Annotated in this window: 16 protein-coding genes; 5 read left to right on the top strand and 11 right to left on the bottom strand. The window is 62.9% G+C overall.

Annotated elements, in window-relative coordinates; translation table 11 throughout:
• Positions 1-159 precede the first annotated feature (159 nt).
• A complete protein-coding gene (gene uxuA / locus LB543_RS20985; protein WP_224615405.1) occupies positions 160-1,344 on the bottom strand; it encodes a mannonate dehydratase in 1,185 nt (394 codons plus the stop codon).
• A gap of 100 nt (positions 1,345-1,444) precedes the next feature.
• On the opposite strand from uxuA, the gene LB543_RS20980 reads away from it, so the two are divergent.
• Together LB543_RS20980 and LB543_RS20975 are read left to right on the top strand one after the other, a co-directional pair.
• Entirely contained in the window at positions 1,445-2,230 is a 786-nt protein-coding gene (locus tag LB543_RS20980) for an SDR family NAD(P)-dependent oxidoreductase (protein ID WP_224615404.1), read from the top strand.
• 122 nt (positions 2,231-2,352) lie between these two features.
• The gene (locus tag LB543_RS20975; RefSeq protein WP_224615403.1) at positions 2,353-3,105 is read left to right on the top strand and encodes a DUF1236 domain-containing protein; all 753 of its coding nucleotides are present in this window, start codon (positions 2,353-2,355) and stop codon (positions 3,103-3,105) included.
• Positions 3,106-3,258: 153 nt separating this feature from the next.
• Here LB543_RS20975 and LB543_RS20970 read toward each other — a convergent pair whose 3' ends face one another.
• Positions 3,259-3,861, bottom strand: a complete 603-nt coding sequence (locus LB543_RS20970) for an alpha-ketoglutarate-dependent dioxygenase AlkB (protein WP_224615402.1) — start codon at positions 3,859-3,861, stop codon at positions 3,259-3,261.
• A gap of 167 nt (positions 3,862-4,028) precedes the next feature.
• Here LB543_RS20970 and LB543_RS20965 point away from each other — a divergent pair, with 167 nt between their 5' ends.
• Both LB543_RS20965 and LB543_RS20960 read left to right on the top strand, forming a co-directional pair.
• The gene (locus tag LB543_RS20965) at positions 4,029-4,466 is read left to right on the top strand and encodes a GFA family protein (RefSeq protein WP_140756597.1); all 438 of its coding nucleotides are present in this window, start codon (positions 4,029-4,031) and stop codon (positions 4,464-4,466) included.
• A gap of 67 nt (positions 4,467-4,533) precedes the next feature.
• Positions 4,534-4,734, top strand: a complete 201-nt coding sequence (locus LB543_RS20960) for a KTSC domain-containing protein (RefSeq protein ID WP_140756594.1) — start codon at positions 4,534-4,536, stop codon at positions 4,732-4,734.
• An 18-nt stretch (positions 4,735-4,752) separates the two neighbouring features.
• Here the strand turns inward: LB543_RS20960 and LB543_RS20955 are convergent, their stop codons facing one another.
• From LB543_RS20955 to cyoA, 8 genes are all read right to left on the bottom strand, one after another.
• Positions 4,753-6,015, bottom strand: a complete 1,263-nt coding sequence (locus LB543_RS20955; protein ID WP_224590024.1) for a DUF763 domain-containing protein — start codon at positions 6,013-6,015, stop codon at positions 4,753-4,755.
• A gap of 140 nt (positions 6,016-6,155) precedes the next feature.
• The gene (locus LB543_RS20950; RefSeq protein WP_263498777.1) at positions 6,156-6,704 is read right to left on the bottom strand and encodes a response regulator transcription factor; all 549 of its coding nucleotides are present in this window, start codon (positions 6,702-6,704) and stop codon (positions 6,156-6,158) included.
• Complete coding sequence (locus LB543_RS20945) at positions 6,682-8,034, bottom strand: ATP-binding protein (RefSeq protein WP_224615400.1); 1,353 nt, start codon at positions 8,032-8,034, stop codon at positions 6,682-6,684. The genes LB543_RS20950 and LB543_RS20945 overlap by 23 nt, the downstream gene beginning before the upstream one ends.
• Positions 8,031-8,849 (bottom strand): SURF1 family protein, encoded by an 819-nt coding sequence (locus LB543_RS20940; protein WP_224615399.1) that lies wholly within the window; start codon positions 8,847-8,849, stop codon positions 8,031-8,033. The genes LB543_RS20945 and LB543_RS20940 overlap by 4 nt, the downstream gene beginning before the upstream one ends.
• Positions 8,846-9,223, bottom strand: coding sequence for a cytochrome o ubiquinol oxidase subunit IV (gene cyoD / locus LB543_RS20935; protein WP_224615398.1), 378 nt, complete (start codon positions 9,221-9,223; stop codon positions 8,846-8,848). Before cyoD ends, LB543_RS20940 begins: the two co-directional genes overlap by 4 nt.
• Entirely contained in the window at positions 9,220-9,846 is a 627-nt protein-coding gene (cyoC, locus tag LB543_RS20930; RefSeq protein ID WP_224615397.1) for a cytochrome o ubiquinol oxidase subunit III, read from the bottom strand. Before cyoC ends, cyoD begins: the two co-directional genes overlap by 4 nt.
• Before the next feature lie 9 nt (positions 9,847-9,855).
• On the bottom strand, positions 9,856-11,853 hold the full coding sequence (cyoB, locus tag LB543_RS20925) for a cytochrome o ubiquinol oxidase subunit I (RefSeq protein ID WP_224615396.1): 1,998 nt from the start codon (positions 11,851-11,853) through the stop codon (positions 9,856-9,858).
• Between the two features lie 10 nt (positions 11,854-11,863).
• Positions 11,864-13,045 carry a ubiquinol oxidase subunit II gene (cyoA, locus tag LB543_RS20920; RefSeq protein ID WP_224590030.1) on the bottom strand — a complete coding sequence of 394 codons (1,182 nt, stop codon included), beginning with the start codon at positions 13,043-13,045 and terminating at the stop codon, positions 11,864-11,866.
• A 206-nt stretch (positions 13,046-13,251) separates the two neighbouring features.
• Between cyoA and LB543_RS20915 the strand changes: the two genes are divergently transcribed.
• Positions 13,252-14,574 carry an MFS transporter gene (locus tag LB543_RS20915; protein ID WP_224615395.1) on the top strand — a complete coding sequence of 441 codons (1,323 nt, stop codon included), beginning with the start codon at positions 13,252-13,254 and terminating at the stop codon, positions 14,572-14,574.
• A 43-nt stretch (positions 14,575-14,617) separates the two neighbouring features.
• Here the strand turns inward: LB543_RS20915 and LB543_RS20910 are convergent, their stop codons facing one another.
• Positions 14,618-15,322 (bottom strand): SDR family NAD(P)-dependent oxidoreductase, encoded by a 705-nt coding sequence (locus LB543_RS20910; protein ID WP_411908773.1) that lies wholly within the window; start codon positions 15,320-15,322, stop codon positions 14,618-14,620.
• Between the last annotated feature and the right edge of the window lie 73 nt (positions 15,323-15,395).

Below are 15,395 nucleotides of genomic sequence, written 5' to 3'. Positions count from 1 at the left end.
GACCATCCCCCCGAAGGCCGCTTCTCGTCGTAGGGCCAGCCCCGGCCGCATCGACAATCGGATGGTTAGGCACGCGGATGCCGGACGAAACGAAGCGCCCGGTGCGGCTTGTCGCTACATCCCAGCGGAAGATCGCAAACGACTTATCGCCCGATGGCTTCAGGCCAGCCCGAACCGCTCCACGGCGCGCATGATGCCGCGCAATTCGGCGAGGCCTTTCAGCCTGCCGATGAGCGAATAGCCGGGGTTGAGCTTCTTCTTGCCGATGTCGTCGGCGAGCAGGTGCCCATGATCCGGCCGCATCGGAATTTGCCAGTCGGCGCGGCCTTCCCCGCGACGGCGCTTCTCTTCCTGCATCAGAGCGAGGATGACATGCGCCATGTCGGTGCCACCCTCCAGATGTTCGGCCTCGTAGAACGAGCCGTCCTCCTCGATGGTGATGTTGCGCAGATGGACGAAATGGATGCGGTCGGCGAATTCCTTGACCATGGCGACGATATCGTTGTCGGCGCGCGTGCCGTAAGAGCCGGTGCAGAAGGTCAGCCCATTGGCAGGGCTGTCGACAGTGTTGAGGATGAAACGCGCATCGTCGGCCGTCGAAACGACGCGTGGCAGGCCATAGAGCGAGAAGGGCGGATCGTCGGGATGGATGCACATGCGCACCCCCGCCTCTTCGGCCGCCGGGATGATCTCGCGCAGGAACCAGGCGAGATTGTCGCGCAATTCCTTCGGCCCGATCGCATCGTATTCCGCCAGGGCCTCGCGGAAACTGTCCCTGTTATAGCTGCGCTCCGTCGCCGGCAGGCCGGCGATCAGGTTGCGTTCGATCTGGTCGATCTGCTCCGGCGTCAGCGCCTTCAGCCGCTTCTCGGCCTCGGCGATACGCGCCGGCGTGTAGCTTGCCGCGCCATTCTTGCGCTGCAGGATAAAGAGATCATAGGCCGCAAAATCGATGGCGTCGAAACGCAAGGCATAGCCGGTCGTCGGCAGCCGGTAGGCCAGATCGGTGCGGGTCCAGTCGACCACCGGCATGAAATTGTAGCAGATCGTCTGGACGCCGGCCCTGGCGAGCGCGCGGATGCTGTCGCGATAGTAGCCGGCATAGCGCTCGCGCTCCGGCGCGCCGATCTTGAAGGAATTGTGGACCGGGATGCTCTCGACAACCGACCAGGTCAGCCCAGCCGCCTCGATAATGCGCTTGCGCTCGAGCACATCGGCCTCGGGCCAGGCCCTGCCGTCATAAATCTGGTGAAGCGCTGAAACCACGCCGGTGGCGCCGGCTTGTTTGACATGTTCAAGCGTCACCGGATCATCGGGACCGTACCAGCGCCAACACTGTTCCATTGCCACTTCCTTTTTTGCGAGAGACCGGCAACCTATTGTTTGACCACGATGAGTGTCAAACTAAGAGCCGGTTTCGACAGCGAATAAAGGAGCTTCCACGATGAAGGATTTTGACGGCAAGGTGGCATTGGTGACAGGGACGACCGGTATCGGCCTGGCAACCGCCAAACGCCTTGCGGCGGGGGGTGCCGCGATCATCGCCTGCGGCGTCGACCGGGCAGCCAATGCCGCCATGCAGGAAAGCCTCGCCAAATCCGGAGCCGACGCGCTGGTGCAAACGGTTGACGTCTCGGTTTCCGACCAGGTGCGCGACGCGGTTGCCGCCGGCGTGGCGAAATTCGGCGGCATCGATGTCATCGTCAATTCGGCGGCGGTGCACCCCTATGGAACAGCGACGACAACCGACTGGGAAACCTGGAACCGGGCGATGACCGTCAATGTCGGCTCGATCTATCTGACCGCCCATTTCGGCATCCCGGAAATGATCAAGCGGGGCGGCGGCGCCATCGTCAACGTCGCTTCGGTGCAGGGCTTCGCCTGCCAGCAGAACGTTGCCGCCTATGCCACGACCAAGGGCGCCATCCATACGCTGACGCGTTCGCTGGCGCTCGACTATGCCGCATCGGGCATAAGGGTCAATTCGGTCAGCCCGGGCTCGATCCGCACACCGATCCTCGAAAAGGCCGCGCGTGGCGACGGCGGCAGCGACGCAGATGTCGAAGAGGCCTACAGGCGGTTCGGCGCGGCCCATCCGCTCGGCCGTATCGGCGAGCCGGAAGAGGTGGCGGAACTCATCGCGTTCCTGTGTTCGTCGAAGGCCGGATTCTGCACCGGCGCCGACTACAAGATAGATGGCGGCCTCACCGCCGGCATCGGCGTGAAGTAGCGCCATGAAGTTCGGTCTTCGGGTCTATCGGGGGTGGCGGCATTAACGCAGCCAGTTCGGAACAATCTTTTTTGGTCGAAGTTTCCCCCTTGAAGGGACGAACTCTCCGAAGGAGATTTCCTATGAAACACGTTCTCATTACCAGCATGCTGGCGATCGGGCTGGGCTGCGGGACGGCGATGGCCCAGTCGCAGCAGCCCGCCGACAGCCAATCAGGAGCGGACACAAACTGCGCTTCCGGCACGACCAACTGCCAGAAGGGCTCGAAGATGAAAGAGCAGGCACAGGGCAAGGCCAAGGTCCAGACCGACCAGCAGGCGCAGGGCAAGGCCGGCACCAAGATGGACCAGCAGGCCCAGGGCAAGGCCAAGGTCCAGACCGACCAGCAGGCACAGGGCAAGGCCGGCACCAAGATGGACCAGCAGGCCCAGGACAAGACCAAGGTCCAGACCAATCAGCAGGCCCAGGGCAAGGCCGGCACCAAGATGGACCAGCAGGCCCAGGACAAGACCAAGGTCCAGACGGATCAACAGGCCCAGGGCAAGGCTGGCACCACGACCGACCAGCAGGCTCAAGGCAAGACCTCCACGCAGGATAAGACCTCGACCGCTTCCATCAACAATGTGACCGTTGAACAGAAGACCCAGATCACCCAGGTGATCAGGGAAACCAAGGTCCAGCCGGTATCCAACGTCGACTTCGACGTCTCCGTCGGCATTGAGGTTCCGCGGCACAAGATAAGGCTGCATCGTTTGCCGGCTCGCATCGTCAAGATCATCCCGGCGTACGAGTCCTACGACTATTTCGTTCTGGCCGACGGCCGGATCGTCATCGTCGATCCGGATACGTACAAGATCGTGCTGATACTGACCTAGAGCAATTCCAGGAAAAACACGTAGCGGTTTTCCGTCTGGAATTGCCTAAAACAATGGGATTGCTCAACCCACCTTGCCGCACGGGGGGCGGGTTGAGCAATTCTGCGGACAGCCTTCCCGGATCCTGGAAACGTCAGCGCGCGCTCAGGGATCCTACGACCGCAATGTTCGCAAGGTAATCGAGTAGCGGTGCTCGGCAAGCGGCGGGATGCTGTGTTCCCATTGCGACCGCGAAGGACCCGTCATGAGATAGGCCGATCTCGGCTCGACAGTGATGGTCCGGCGGTCCCATCCGGACCCATTCTTGCGTCGAAGGCGAAAATCGCAGGGCGCCAGCAGCGAGACGCCCGCGACATCTTCGAAATGAGGCTTGTCGCGGTGCCAGCCGATACCGGCGCCGGGCCGGTATTCATTGATCAAGACCTGCGCGAAGGCTTCGGCGGGCAGGCGCGCAAAGGCCGCGACCTGCGCGCGCAAGGGCAACAGAAAATCAGGGATCGGCGGTGCCTCGACGACCTGGCGCCGGTCATAATCGTAGCGAAGGCCAAAACCGGCGACACGCCGGTTTGCCAGATGGCCGTGAAAGTCGAAGGCCTTGAAGGGCAGTCCTTCAAGATGCCGGACGAGTTCGATTTCCTCTTGGCGCGTGATCAGTCCGGGCTGGTAGGCGAAACCCTCCGGCAGATCATCCTGAGCGGCACCGAAGAGATCGTACTGGGCCACATGGCCGGCTGTTTTCGGTTTGAGCGGCGACATTGTGCCTAGATGGTGAAGGCCGGATCGCAAGGCAATACAGGAACCGCGCTTGCTTGCCTCGGACGCATTTCAAAACCGGCGCGACGGAACACCGGAGCGGCGTGAAAGTTTAGGAAACGGCGGTTCCGTCGGAGGCCGCCGGTCATGTTCCAGCCTTGGAGTGCCGGATGCCGCGCGTTGAAACCGGGGCCTGCTTTTGCGGAGCAATTGCCGCCGCCATGGAGGGTGAGCCTTTCTGGATATGCTACGATCACGACGACGATTGCCGACGGGCGATCGGCAGTCCGCTCACCATCTGGGTCGGATATCGGCCGAGCCAGTTCCGCCTTTTGAAAGGAGCGCCAAAGGCTTTCTCCAGGACGCCGGGCGTTGTCCGTACCTTCTGTTCCGACTGTGGGAGCTCGATAGGCTACAGCGACGAAGGCCTGCCGGACGAGTTCTATCTGACAATCGGGTTCTTCGACAGACCAGAAGGGCTGCGGCCACAGGCCCATGCCTATTGGGACCTCAGGCTGCCGTGGGTCGACTTTGCAGACGGGCTGCCGCGCATCGATCGATATTCGAGGAAGCGCGTCGCGAAGTTCGGCAATCCACGTGACAGATAGCACCTTCGGGCGGCACGGAACCGGACCATGGCTGGCGGGTTAATCGGTGGAGCCGTCAGGTGCCACCATGCCGTCGACCGTCATTCGAAACACGCAATACGATTCCGCGACCAGGATCCTCTCGGTCTGGTTCGTGCCGCACGGCAACCGCTATGACTACGAGGACATCGCCCCGGCTACCTATGCGGCGTTCATGCGGGCTTCCTCGAAAGGCCGCTTCTTCAATAAATTCATCAAAGACCACTATAGGTTCCGTCGCGTGGCGTGATGCGGCGCCAGCGGCCTGTCATGCCTTCTTGTTCTGCTCGGGAGGCATCTGATCCGGCGCCGGTTCCCAACCAAAGACACTGCGGCCGCCAAGCAGATGCGACTGGTCGAACTCGCCCGCGACAATTTCCTTGAGGCTGGGACCGGTGACATATCGCTCGACCTGCCGCGACTGATCGTCGAGCCGCCTCAATGCGCCGATCTCCTCTTCGCGACCAAGCCTGGCCTTTTGCACGGCGGACTTCAACACGCCGATCGTCTCGTCATAGACCTTGAGCGGAACAGGGAACGGATGCCTGTCCTTGCCGCCATGCGCCAGCGAAAAACGGCCCGGGTCCGAAAACCGGCAAGGCGCGCCATGCACCACTTCGGCAACGAGGGCCAGCGCCCGCACCGTGCGGGCGCCCACGCCAGGAACCAGGAGAAGCTCGGCGAAATCGGCGGGACCCCGCTCGGCGGCCGCGGCCATGTTGCCGTGAAGGCGATGCATCACGACATCGCTTTCGCGGACATCATGGTGAGCCGGCATGACCAGATGCGGCAGCAATGGCTGCACCGGGGCCGGTGCGGTGCGGGGCTCCAGGGCGGCGAGTTCTCGAAGGATGCGATCCGGCCCAAGATCCTGGAGCAGGTCAAGCTGTCCCTGGCGCGAGGCCTCGGCGCGCCGGTCGGTCAGGTTGACGATCTCGCCCTGGTTGGCGCCTTCGATGGCCGCATGCGGCTGGTCGACGAAACTCTTCAAACCTTCGGACAGCCAATGATAGCGGCGCGCCACCTTGCTGTCACCGTTCATGCCTTGCTGCACCACCACCCAGTCGCCGTCATCGGTGACGATGAAGCCATGCAAATAGAGGTCGAACCCATCCTGAACGGCGGCGCTGTCCACCTTGGCGACCAGCCGGCTGGCGGTCGCCAGGCGCGCGCCGTCGAAGCCAATGCGCTCGCCGATGGCGGCAAGCTCGTGCGGGGTTTTGCGCGAATGCGCGCCACGGCCGCCGCAGACGTGAATGCCGAGTTCGCCCGAAAGCGGCGTGAGACCGCGTTTCAAGGCGCCGACGACGCTGGTCGTGATGCCGGACGAGTGCCAGTCCATGCCCATGACGGCGCCGAAGGACTGGAACCAGAACGGATGCGCCAGGCGCCGCAGCAACTCATTGCGGCCATAGTGATGGATGATCGCCTCGCACATGACCGCGCCGAGACGCGTCATGCGATCGCCCAGCCATTTCGGCACACGCCCGCCGTGAAGGGGAAGATCAGCACTGCCCGATCGTTGCGCCACGTTCGTTGCCTGCTCCTGTGTCCGCGAATCTCAGACAAATAGGTATCCCGGACCGAGCAAGGAAGCACTGAATGCTCGCACCCGGGGTGATCGATGAGCCAGACTGGGCTCGGCCCGCTCGCGAGAGCAACGGCGCTGTGCTACCTCACCACGCGCTTCTCGAGCTTGCGGGCCAGAGTACGCCGGTGAAGGCCAAGCCGGCGCGCCGTTTCGGAGATGTTGAAGCCGGTTTCGACCAGCGTTTCGTGGATGCGCTCCCATTCCAGATTCTTGATCGAGGTGGGCCGGCTGGAAAGCGGTACGGAAACATCGCCCTCGGCACGGCCGAAGGCGGCTTCGATGTCATCGGTATTGGCGGGTTTCGCCAGGTAATGGCTGGCGCCGAGCTTGATCGCCTCGACCGCCGTGGCGATGCTGGCAAACCCCGTCAACACGACGATCTTCATCGAAGCATCGCGGGCGCTGAGCAACTTGACGCACTCCAGCCCGGAGCCACCAGCCCCCAGCTTGAGATCAACGACGGCGTAAGCCGGAACAGTTTTTTCGAGGGCGCCGAGCAATGCTTCCCTGTCGTGGCAGACGACGACGTCGTAGTCGCGCTTTTCGAAGGAGCGCTTCAACGTTTTCGCGAAGGTCGCGTCGTCCTCGACGATAAACAGGGATCGATCAAACCTCACGATCATCTCCATCGGTCAGTGCCGCCAGCGGTAGCGAAAGGGTAACACAAGCGCCCTGCTCCATATTGCGCGCCGAAAAATCGCCTCCCAGTTTCCGGACGACGTTCATGACGAGGAACAGACCAAGACCGCCGCCTGGCCGTCCCTTGCTCGACATATAGGGTTGGCCAAGTGCTGCCAGAATACCCTCGTCGAAACCCGGACCGCGATCGCGCACGGAGATCATCAGCTTGTCGCCCTGCCGCTCGGCAGTCACGCCGACCCAATCCTGCGATGCTTCCTGGGCATTGTCGAACACATTGAAGATGACCTGCTTCAGCGCCGTGTCGGACACGATCTGCTCGTCCGGGCCGAAATCGTTCTTGTATTCCAGCTTGAATGGCTGGCGACTGATGCGCCATTCCTCGACCAGATCGTCGAGGAAATCGCGAATGGTCGTGCGTATCGTTCCCTCGCCCCTCGCCTGGCCCGAAGACATCAGGATCCCGGACACGATGCGCTTGCAGCGCTCGATCTGCGCCTGCATTTCGGCCACGTCGGCCGCCAGCTCGCGGTTGCGCGCAAGGGTGCGCATCTGGCGCCAGTCGGACAGGATGACGGATATCGTGGCTAGCGGCGTGCCGAGTTCGTGCGCGGCTCCGGAAGCCAGCAAGCCCATGCGCACGATGTGGTCCTCCTCGGCCGAGCGCTGGCGCAGATCGGCGAGATAGGCGTCACGCTCGCGCAGATTGCGGTTGATGCGCGTCATGAAGATCACGATCAGCCCGGCCGCCAGAACGAAGCAGATGAACATGCCCCTGATATGCAGGGACAGGAGATCGCTGCCGCCATGATGCGGGATGGCGATCGGCTGGAAGAGGAAGATGAGGAAGACGAAGCAGGCCGAGGCAGCCGCCACGAGAATCCAGGTAAACCTTGGCGTCAGCAGTGCCGCGCCGAGCGTGATCTGCAAGAGATAGAGCGATACGAACGGATTGGACGCGCCGCCGCTCAGGTAAAGCTGCGTCGTCAGTGCCGCCATGTCGAAGATGAGTGCGATGAAGAGCTGGGTGTTGCTGATAGGCCTGATACCGCGCAGGACCAGCAGGCTGAAGATGTTGAGGCCCACCAGAAAAAGCACCACCCCGGCCATCTCCCCCAGCGGCAGCGGGATATCGAACCAGTATTCCGTCGCCAGAATGGTGAGCACCTGACCCGCCACCGCCAGCCAACGCAGTTGGATGAGCAGGAACAGATTCTTCCTGTTCGTCGCATCGGTATGCGATACTGTCCCGTTCTTGCCGGCAAGGGATGCCGCCACCAGGGATTTGTCATGGTGAAGCTCTTGCGTGGGAACGCTCATCTCGTGGGTCCTTGCCGCTGGCGGTGGCCGATCATCGGCCTGGCCAGGGCAATGGCGAGCATCGCAGCGAGCGTGAACCAGGTCAAAGCATAGACCAGATGGCTGTTGCGGAAAGTCACGACGGTCAGCCCGCCGCGCGGCCAGCCCTCGATGTCGGATGCTTCCGCATCGACGAAATAGGGAGCGACATTGATCGTCAACCCGCGCGCGGTTGCGATAGCGGCGACGTCTCGCGAATACCAGCGATTGCCCATGGCGTCGTTCTTGCGCAGGAATCCTCCGCCGGGTTCGCTCATGCGCAACAGCCCGTCAATGACGGCCGGCGCGGTTCGACCGCCCCTCTCCCGTTCGAACTCAGCCTTGCGCTCCTGGGGAATGAACCCGCGGTTGACCAGCACGACGAAACCACTGTCGGTTCGCATCGGCGTCAGCACCCAATAGCCGCCGCCAAGCTCCGTCACCGCCCGAACCAGCGTGTTGGCGCCGCCCAGATAGCGCCCCGCCAACCGCACATGGCGGTATTCGTAACCGGCCGCGGTGATGCCGTTCCAGCTCTGCGGGCCAGGCGCATCGACAACCGGGGCATGAATGCGCTGGTCGACATGGGCGATCAGATCGAGTTTCCAGACCCGCCTTTCCAGCTGCCATATGCCGAGCCCGACAAACACCAGCACGCCGAGAAGTCCGAGCAGCACAAGGACAAGGCGCGACGCGGACGATCCGCCGGCGTCCCCTTGCGGGGCGGGACGCGAGCCAATGCCGGTTTGTCCGATCGCCTCGATGATGGTCCTCCCAGAGCCCGCCGCCGGGCTCATGGCATCTCGCGCATGTCGTGCAGTCCCGGCATCATGTTGGCGTTGAGATGGTACATCACCCAGAGCGAACCGGTCAGCACGATACCGACCAGGATCAGCGTGAAGATCAGCGCCAGCATCGACCATCCGCCTTCCGAGGCGGTGTTCATATGCAGGAAGAAGACCATGTGGACCACGATCTGCACGACCGCGAAGGCCATGATGACGATGGCCGTGGCCTGCTTGTCATCGATGATGCCGGTCATGACCAGCCAGAATGGAATGGCGGTCAGGATCACCGACAGGACGAAGCCGGTCAGATAGCCCCGCAACGATCCGTGTGCCGCTCCATCATGGGCGTGGCCGTGACCCTCGGCATGATCATGAGCGCTCATCGCAACATTCCCATCAGGTAGACGAAGGTGAAGACGCCGATCCAGACGACGTCGAGGAAGTGCCAGAACATGCTGAGGCACATCAGCCGGCGGCGGTTCGCCTTTATCAGGCCAAATCTCGCGACCTGCACCATCAGCGTCACCAGCCAGACGGTGCCGAAGGTGACATGCAGGCCGTGCGTGCCGACCAGCGTGAAAAACGACGACAGGAACGCGCTGCGCTGCGGCGTGGCGCCTTCATGGATCATGTGCGCGAATTCGTAGAGTTCGATCGACAAGAAGGCCAGACCGAACAGGCCGGTCACGGCAAGCCAGGCTTGCGTCGCCGCCAACCGGCCCTTGTCCATGGTCAGCATGGCAAAGCCATAGGTAATCGAGGACAAAAGCAGCATGGCGGTGTTGACCGCCACCAGATCGAGATCGAACAGGTCCTTGGGCGCCGGCCCGGCCGCGTAGTTGCCGCCAAGCACGCCATAGGCGGCGAATAGCATCGCGAAGATCAGGCAGTCGCTCATCAGGTAGAGCCAGAAGCCGAGCATGGTGGAGCCGCCTTCGGCGTGCGCATGCTCTTCTTCCAGGTGGAAGACCGGTTCGGTGCCGGCCGTGATTGCCGTCGATGTCATGCTCAAACCCTAGCCCTGAGCGGCGAGGAGCGTCGTCCTCGCCTCTTCCGTTTGCGTGACTTCGGCCGCCGGAATGTGGAAGTCGCGGTGATAGTTGAAGGTGTGGCCAATCGCGGTGGCGATGAGGCAGACGAAGCTCAGCGCCGCCAGCCACCAGATGTACCAGATCAGGCCGAAGCCGAGCGCAACGCTGAAGGCGGCCAGGATGATGCCGGTGCCGGTATTGCTTGGCATGTGGATCGGCTTGAAGCCGGCAAGCGGCCTGACGTAGCCGGCCTGCTTCATGTCAAACCAGGCATCGTTGTCGCGAATGACCGGCATGAAAGCGAAATTGTAGGCGGGCGGCGGCGAGGATGTCGACCATTCGAGCGTACGGCCTTCCCAGGGATCGCCGGTCGTATCGGCAAGCGCCTCGCGCCTGCGGATGGAGACGAAGATCTGGATCAGGAAGGCGGCGATGCCGCAGGCGATCAGCACCGCGCCGAAGGCGGCGATGACGAACCATATCTGCAGCGACGGGTCGTCGAACACACGCATGCGTCTCGTCACTCCCATCAGGCCGAGGACATAGAGCGGCATGAAGGCGAACCAGAAGCCGACCACCCAGCACCAGAACGAGACCTTGCCCCAGAACGGATCGAGCTTGAACCCGAAGGCCTTGGGCCACCAGTAGGCAATGCCGGCGAACAGGCCGAACAGCACGCCGCCGATGATGACATTGTGGAAGTGCGCGATCAGGAACAGGCTGTTGTGCAGAACGAAGTCCGCCGGCGGCACGGCAAGCAGCACGCCGGTCATGCCGCCGACGGTAAAGGTGAGCATGAAGGCCACCGTCCACATCATCGGCAGTTCGAAGCGGATGCGGCCCCGGTACATTGTGAATAGCCAGTTGAAGATCTTCGCTCCCGTCGGGATCGAGATGATCATCGTGGTGATGCCGAAGAAGGAATTGACGCTGGCGCCGGAGCCCATGGTGAAGAAATGGTGCAGCCAGACGAGGTACGACAGGATGGTGATGACCACCGTGGCGTAGACCATCGAGGTGTAGCCGAACAGGCGCTTGCCGGAGAAGGTCGAGGTGACCTCGGAAAAGACGCCGAACAGCGGCAGGATGAGGATGTAGACTTCCGGGTGACCCCATATCCAGATGAGGTTCACATACATCATCGGATTGCCGCCGAAGTCGTTGGTGAAGAAGTTCGTGCCGACATAGCGGTCGAGCGCCAGCAGCGAGAGCACCGCCGTCAGCACCGGGAAAGAGGCGACGATCAGCACGTTGGTGCAGAGCGACGTCCAGGTGAAGACCGGCATGCGCATCATCGTCATCCCGGGCGCACGCATCTTGATGATCGTGCATATCAGGTTGATGCCCGACAGCGTCGTGCCGACCCCCGCCACCTGCAGCGCCCAGATATAGTAGTCGACGCCGACGTCGGGGCTGTAGCCGATGCCGGAGAGCGGCGGATAGGCGAGCCAGCCGGTGCGGGCGAATTCGCCGACGAACAACGATGCCATGACCAGGATGGCGCCGCCGACCGTCATCCAGAAACTGAAATTGTTGAGGAAAGGGAAGGAGACGTCGCGCGCGCCGATCTGCAGCGGCACGACGAAGTTCATCAGCCCGGTGACGAAGGGCATCGCCACGAAGAAGATCATGATGACGCCGTGGGCGGTGAAGATCTGGTCGTAGTGGTGTGAGTTCAGGTAGCCCTCGGAGCCATTGAAGGCGATGGCCTGCTGGAACCGCATCATGATGGCGTCCGAGAAGCCGCGCAGCAGCATGACGAGGCCCAGCACCATGTACATGATGCCGATCTTCTTGTGGTCGACGCTGGTGAACCATTCGCGCCAGAGGTAGCCCCACAGCTTGAAATAGGTGATGACGCCCAGAAGCGCGATGCCACCGAGCGCCACCGCGACGAAGGTGGCGACGACGATCGGCTCATGCAGCGGCAGCGACTCCCAGGTGAGGCGGCCGAAAATGAATTTGGTCAGCGTATCGGGCATCGGCTGTCTCTCACAATTCACGCCGCAGCAGGCCGAGGGTCGGCGTATCCGCCTCCGCGCTACGGCTGTCGGTCCCTGGCCGGAGCAATCCCGCCCCGCGAAGCGGGGACAGGTTCTTCGCCGGCCAATAGGTCGGCCAGGCATCGCGGGACGCGCGCGAGACCGCAGCAGCCTCCTCAGCCGTGCAGATGCTGGCGACATAGGAGGGATTGTTTCCGAACACCGCGCCGCGCCGGGCGAGCTTGTCGTATTGCAGCGGCAAGGTGTTGCGCACACCCGCAAGACCGAGACCACCCTTGGCGTCGATCGACATCATCTCGTTCATGCACATCTTGCCGCGCTCGACGCACAGGTTGAGGATGGCGCCATAAAGGTCGGGATCGACCGAGGCGTAGTGCCGGACCGGTTCGTTCTCGCTCGGCTTTTCGAGCTCGAGATAGCTGTCGCGGTTAAGCGCCGCCGACGCTGTCCTGGCCTGTGCCACCCACTGGTCGAAGGCCTCATCGGACAGACCGTGGAAGGCGAAGCGCATGCCCGAAAAGCCGGCACCGCTGTAGTTGGCCGAGAAGCCGCTATAGGTACCCTGCCGGTTGATGACGGCGTGCAGCTTCGTCTCCATGGCCGGCATGGCGTAGATCTGCCCGGCTAAGGCTGGAATGTAGAAGGAATTCATCACCGCCGACGAGGTGATGCGGAAATCGATCGGCTGGTTGACCGGCGCAGCCAGCTCGTTCACGGCGGCGATGCCATAATCCGGATAGATGAACAGCCATTTCCAATCGAGCGCCACGACCTCGACCCTGAGTGGCTTGTGCAACTGGGTGACGGGCTGGCCGGCTTCGATCCGGTCGATCCGGCGGTATGGGTCGAGCAGGTGCGTGCCGAGCCAGGTCAGCGCGCCAAGGCATATGATGATCAGGAGCGGTGCTGCCCAGATCACCAGTTCCAGTTTCGTCGAATGATCCCAGTCCGGCGCATAGGTCGCCGAAGCGTTGGATTGCCGGTAGCGCCAGGCGAAAAAGACAGTCAGCGCCATGACCGGCACGATGATGATCAGCATAAGCAGGGTCGAGACCACCAGCAGGTCGCGCTGCTGAGCCGCGACATCGCCCGCCGGCGCGAGCACCACCATATCGCAGCCACTCAACAGCCCGGCCAGGGGAAGCAGAAGCAAGGCTCCAAATCGTTTCATCAGACGCTGCCCTCGATGGACCTCCGCAACGCGTTGGAATGTTGCAGTGCGGTATCGATCAAGGGCTACTGCCGGCGGCGGCGCGGTGACATTGGACAATTTGTCCAATGCCCAGCCGGGATAGGTCTGGCACAGTGTGCAGCGCACAATGGGATTGCCGCAATTGGGTCCCAGATATTTCATTCCACGCGGTGGCGACGGATAAGATGGCTCATACTTCGACTGGCGAAACAAACAGCGGGCTGATCGGCTCGGACCACGGCCAGGTCAGCGCGGGCGATATCGCGGTCGGCGTGATCGTGGGCAGGACGTCGGAATTCTTCGACTTCTTCGTCTATGCGATAGCGTCCGTCATCGTGTTCCCCAAACTGGTGTTTCCCACGCACGATCCGCTCGTCGGAACGCTCTACTCCTTCGCCATCTTCGCGCTGGCCTTCATCGCCCGTCCGTTCGGCTCCGTCCTGTTCATGGCCGTCGATCGCGCCTACGGTCGCGGTGCGAAACTGACGATCGCGCTGTTCCTGCTCGGCACCTCGACCGTCGCCATCGCGTTCCTTCCCGCCTATGGCGATATCGGCGCGGTCGCTATCTGGCTTTTGGCACTGGCCCGCATCGGGCAGGGCGTGGCGCTCGGCGGGACGTGGGACGGCCTGCCCTCGCTGCTGGCACTGAACGCGCCGCGGAACCGGCGCGGCTTCTATGCCATGATCCCGCAACTGGGCGCGCCGATCGGCCTCATCGTGGCCAGCGCCCTCTTCGCCTTCTTCGTCGCCAACCTGTCGGCCGACGACTTCCTTGCCTGGGGCTGGCGCTATCCCTTCTTCGTCGCGTTCGCCATCAATGTCGTGGCCCTGTTCGCCAGGCTGCGCATCGTGGTGACGCCCGAATTCTCGAAACTGTACGAGAGCGGCGACCTGCAGCCGACGCGCATAAGGGACACGATCAGGACCGAAGGCCGCAACGTCGTCGTCGGCGCCTTCGCGCCGCTGGCGAGTTTCGCCCTGTTCCATATGGTGACGGTGTTTCCGCTTTCCTGGGTGTTCCTGTTCACCAAGGAGGGGCCGGCGCGCTTCCTGGCGATCGAGGCGGTGAGCGCGCTGTTCGGCATCGCGGCCATCGTCGCGTCGGGTCCACTTGCCGATCGCGTCGGGCGCCGTGCGCTGCTCGGCGGTTCGGCGATCGCCATCGCGACGTTCAGCGGCTTTGCCCCGCAGCTCCTGGATGGCGGCACCGTTGGCGAGGCCCTGTTCATGGTGCTGGGCTTCATCCTGCTGGGGCTGAGCTTCGGGCAATCGTCGGGTGTCGTCGCATCGAGCTTTTCGCGACAGCATCGCTATACCGGCTCGGCGATAACCTCGGATCTTGCGTGGATGTTCGGCGCTGGCTTCGCGCCGCTCGCAGCTCTCTTGCTGGCCGGCAATTTCGGCCTCATCGCGGCGGGCGCCTACCTACTCTCGGGTGCGGCCTGCACCTTGCTTGCCTTGTGGATCGATGGACGGCGTCCGGTCTCGGGCCGTCCGGCCGACTGAAAAACCAAAGCTTGCAGAAGGTTCGACGCAGTCGCCCTGCCGGTCAGCGGAACATCGAGCCGCCATCGACGTCGAGCGCCGCGCCATAGACGAAGCTCGCGGCGTCGGAGCATAGGAACAGGATCGCGGCAGCCATATCGTCTGGCCGGCCCATGCGGCGTATCGGCAGATTGGCCGCGATGCGATCCTTCAGGGCCGGGTCGATGTGGGAATGCATCGGCGAATCGGTCGGCCCCGGATTGAGGGCGTTGATGCGCACCGCCTTTCCCGCCAGTTCGCGCGCGACCGACTTCACCAGTGACAGCGTGCCGGCCTTCGAGGCCGCATAGGCCGTGTCGGCGATAAGGCCACCGCCGCCATGCACGCCGGCGTCCGATGCCACGCAGACGATGTTTCCCCCACCGCTGCCCTGCATGCGCTGCACCGCCCCCTGGACGGTGAAGAAGGTGCCCAGCAAATTGACGCCGAGCACGCGCTGCCAGTGCGCCCAATCCTGGTCCGGGATTCGCTTGGCGGTGATGATCGCGGCGCAGGTGACGACATTGTCGAGCCGTGCCAGCCTGGCATCGCAATAATCGAACATATGCTTGATGCTGTCGGGCTCGCCCATGTCTGCCACCACCTTGTGCGGTGTCCCGGCCATCCCGCCCAGCTCGTCATGGCGCCTCGCAAGGCCTTCCGCGTCACGGTCGCACATCACGACCTCGGCCCCTTTGGAGAGGAATGCACGTGCGGTTTCTAAACCCATGCCGCTGGCGGCACCGGTCACCAGCACGGTCTTGCCGGCAAAGCTGTCGGGGGCAAATGTGGCGTATGCGTCG

Source organism: Mesorhizobium sp. ESP7-2 (assembly GCF_020164715.1).
Classification (GTDB): Bacteria; Pseudomonadota; Alphaproteobacteria; order Rhizobiales; family Rhizobiaceae; genus Mesorhizobium.
The sequence above is the reverse complement of the archived record's forward strand: the minus strand, read 5'-3'. Positions and strand labels throughout refer to the sequence as shown.